This window comes from Acidithiobacillus sp., assembly GCF_023255755.1.
In the GTDB taxonomy this organism is placed as follows: Bacteria; Pseudomonadota; Gammaproteobacteria; order Acidithiobacillales; family Acidithiobacillaceae; genus Acidithiobacillus.
On the sequence record NZ_JAGDVS010000074.1, the window covers coordinates 1 to 3024 of the forward strand.

Here is a 3024-nt window from a genome sequence, read left to right on the forward strand (position 1 = left end):
AGGACAGGCGGGGCAGATCGGTCCAGAGTCCGCCCATGCGGCCAAGATCACGAGTGTGCAGGCGCTTCTGGATACTACCAACGGTGATGAACAGCGCTCCGGTACTGACGCCATGCGCAATCATCAGGATCACGGCACCCTGCCACGCGAGCATGTTAAAACTATAGATACCGAGGAGAACGAAGCCCATGTGGCTAATGCTCGAATAGGCCACCAGTTTTTTCAAATCGTTTTGACCGTAGGCGAGGACGGCACCGTAGAATATGCTGATCACACCGAGCCACATTGCGATCGGAGCAATATTGTGGGCGGCGGCGACGAACAGCGGCACAGCAAAGCGCAACAGACCGTAACCGGCCGTTTTCAGCAGGATGCTGGCAAGGATGACGGAGCCGGCGGTGGGCGCTTCGGTATGGGTTTCGGGCAGCCACGTGTGCAAGGGAAACGAGGGCAGCTTGACGAGGAAGGCGATGAAGAAGCCAAGCATGATCAGATAGCCGAACATGCCAGCGGGTTGGTCTGCGAGAAGTTTGAAGTAGTTGAAGGTAAGCGTTCCGGTCTCTTGGTCGTGCTGGAAGGCGAGAGCGAGGATCGACAGAAGCATCAACAGACCGCTGCCCTGCGTAAACAGAAAAAACTTAATCGCGGCACGACGGCGATTCTCATGGCCCCAGATGGCAATGACGAAATACATCGGCACCAGCATGATTTCCCAGAAGAAAAAGAAGAGAAAGAGATCGAGTGCCAGAAATACACCAATCGAGCCGGCAAGCGACCACATCAGGTTGGCGTGGAAAAAGCCGACATTATCCTCGATTTCGGTCCAGGACACGACGATTGAGAATAGACCGATAACCACAGTCAACACGATCAGCAACCAACTCAATCCATCGAGGTCAAGACGGAAGCTGATGCCGAAAGCCGGTATCCATGGCATGTCGAACGCCGCGAGCCAGTGTCCGGGTTCGATCAGGCTGGCCGGCGTGGAGGCGTGTAGCAGGGGGAGCAGGAGTACAAGCTCGAGCAGGAGAGAAGCAAAGCTGATGACGCGCGGCAGCAGCGGATTGATCCGGTCGGACGGCCACGCGAGCAGACCGCCGGCAAGGGGGACAAGAAGAAGCCAGACGAGGATCATTTGAACACCAGAATAGCGACAGTTGCGATTGAGCCGACCATCAACCAACCGGCATAGCGGCGGACTTGACCAACCTGGCTTCGCCGCAGGGTACGATGCAGCCGGATCGCGAGAGCGGAGAGGCCGGTGACAAACAAATCGACCGGGTCATGTCGCAGGCCACGAACCAGCGCCATGAACGGGCGCACGAGAAGAACATCATACACGGCCGGAGAACGCACCCGCTACTCCGCGCAACGGACCCGTTTTGCGCGCAGCCGCACCGGACTGGCTCTGGCACGCACGGGGGTCGCGTTGACCAGTATTGGTGTCGCCTTTTTGCGCCTGTTCGGTGGTGGGGCCTGGTTGTTTTTTGAAATCCCACTCCTGGTTTTCGGGATTCTGGCCATGATTGACGGCCTGCTCTGGTATCTGCCGGCGCGACAGGAGTCGCGCGCCATCAAAACCTATCTTCCCTACGCGGTTCCCGAAAACTATTCAGCCCTGAATGTCATTGATCCGGGCGGGCAGATGGCATTTCGACGCAGTCCGGTGGTTGCGGTGGCTGCCGGACTGCGTGAGGCCTGGGATGCACTTTCTCCGGTCGAGAGGCGGCGTTTCCTGGCGAATGACCGGACCAATCTCGCCGAAGAACGCACCATTCTGGCCTATCTGCGGACGATGATGGCCAAAGCGCGGACGGGACTCGCCTTTGCCCGGACCGGTGTGGCCTTTGCGGCTATCGGTATTGGCTTCATCCGCAAATTTCCTACCGGTCCCTGGTCGATTTTTGACTGGAGTCTGATTGCGATTGGCTTTTTCATGCTGGTGGAGGGTTTTCTCTGGTACCATCCCGGGCGGGATGCCGCCAATAGGGCGCTGGAAGCGGTGAGTAATGCCCACGTCAAACGCGGGCCTTGGGATCGCATTTTTCCCTCTTTATGCCTTTATACCCACAATATAGATCCGCTAGTTGAGGCCAATGCCGAGCAGGCGCGCCCAGGAGTTTTTGCAACTACCGGCCTGGCGCTGGAGCGCACTACCCTTGCGGACAAACGCAACGTCATGTCGCGGCTGCGGACGGTCATGGCCCGGGCGCGCACCGGCATGGCTTTCATCCGCACCGGCTTCAGCATCATGACGGTCGGCGCCGGACTCTATATTTACTTCGAATTTACGGGCCATGTAGACATCCTCTGGACAATTTTTGATGCCGCGTTGGTGATCATTGGCCTGTATCTCATTGTCGATGGCTTGCGCTGGTATCTGCCGGCAGAACGGGTCAAGCGCAGTTCACCACTTGTCGACGGTAGTTTTGAAATCGCCGATGCCGATTATAGTCAGCCGAAAAGCGCCTGGAAGCGCACCAACTATCCGCATGAACACTGAAATATCTCCCTATTATCCCCTGGTTGAGCAGGGCATTCTGAGTGAAGCCCTGCTCCAGTCGGCACTACATAGTGCCGCCAAGCGCGGTATCGACGCCGAACGCATCTTATTGAAAGAATTGGCCGTGACGCGCTGCACCTTGCTGGATGCGCTGGCCCGGCATTATGACTGCGCTATCGCGCAATATGATGAGCGCCTGCCCGTGCCGCAGTTGTTTTCGGGCCTGGATGGCAAGGTGCTGCTTACCGGAGAGTGGTTTCCCATCCGGCAGATGGGCGATACGGTCATCATCGCTGCGGCTGACCCGAACAACCTGGGCATGCGTGCCCAGGTTCAGGAGCTGATCCCTGCCCATCATTACGAATTTCGTGTCGCGCTCAAGGAAGACATCCGCTGGTACATACAGGACTACAAGCATGCCGAGGCACCCTTGCTCATTGGCATTGAGCGCACGGGCCTGGCCTATTGGCGTAACACCATGGCGCACTGGCGCACCAAGCTGGCTGCCCATCGTACCGCTC

At 57.8% G+C, this 3024-nt stretch carries 3 protein-coding genes and 1 pseudogene; 2 read left to right on the forward strand and 2 right to left on the reverse strand.

The window, feature by feature from the left end; genetic code table 11:
* Both Q0C48_RS04985 and Q0C48_RS04990 read right to left on the reverse strand, forming a co-directional pair.
* On the reverse strand, positions 1-1135 hold a 1135-nt coding region (locus Q0C48_RS04985; protein ID WP_291522126.1), incomplete at its 3' end, for a NuoM family protein.
* Entirely contained in the window at positions 1132-1311 is a 180-nt protein-coding gene (locus tag Q0C48_RS04990; RefSeq protein WP_291522127.1) for a hypothetical protein, read from the reverse strand. The genes Q0C48_RS04990 and Q0C48_RS04985, both read right to left, overlap by 4 nt.
* Between Q0C48_RS04990 and Q0C48_RS04995 the strand changes: the two genes are divergently transcribed.
* Together Q0C48_RS04995 and Q0C48_RS05000 are read left to right on the forward strand one after the other, a co-directional pair.
* On the forward strand, positions 1310-2503 hold the full coding sequence (locus Q0C48_RS04995; RefSeq protein ID WP_291522128.1) for a hypothetical protein: 1194 nt from the start codon (positions 1310-1312) through the stop codon (positions 2501-2503). The genes Q0C48_RS04990 and Q0C48_RS04995 overlap by 2 nt on opposite strands.
* Positions 2493-3024, forward strand: a pseudogene (locus Q0C48_RS05000) (type II secretion protein); the annotation flags it as partial. The gene Q0C48_RS04995 and the pseudogene Q0C48_RS05000, both read left to right, overlap by 11 nt.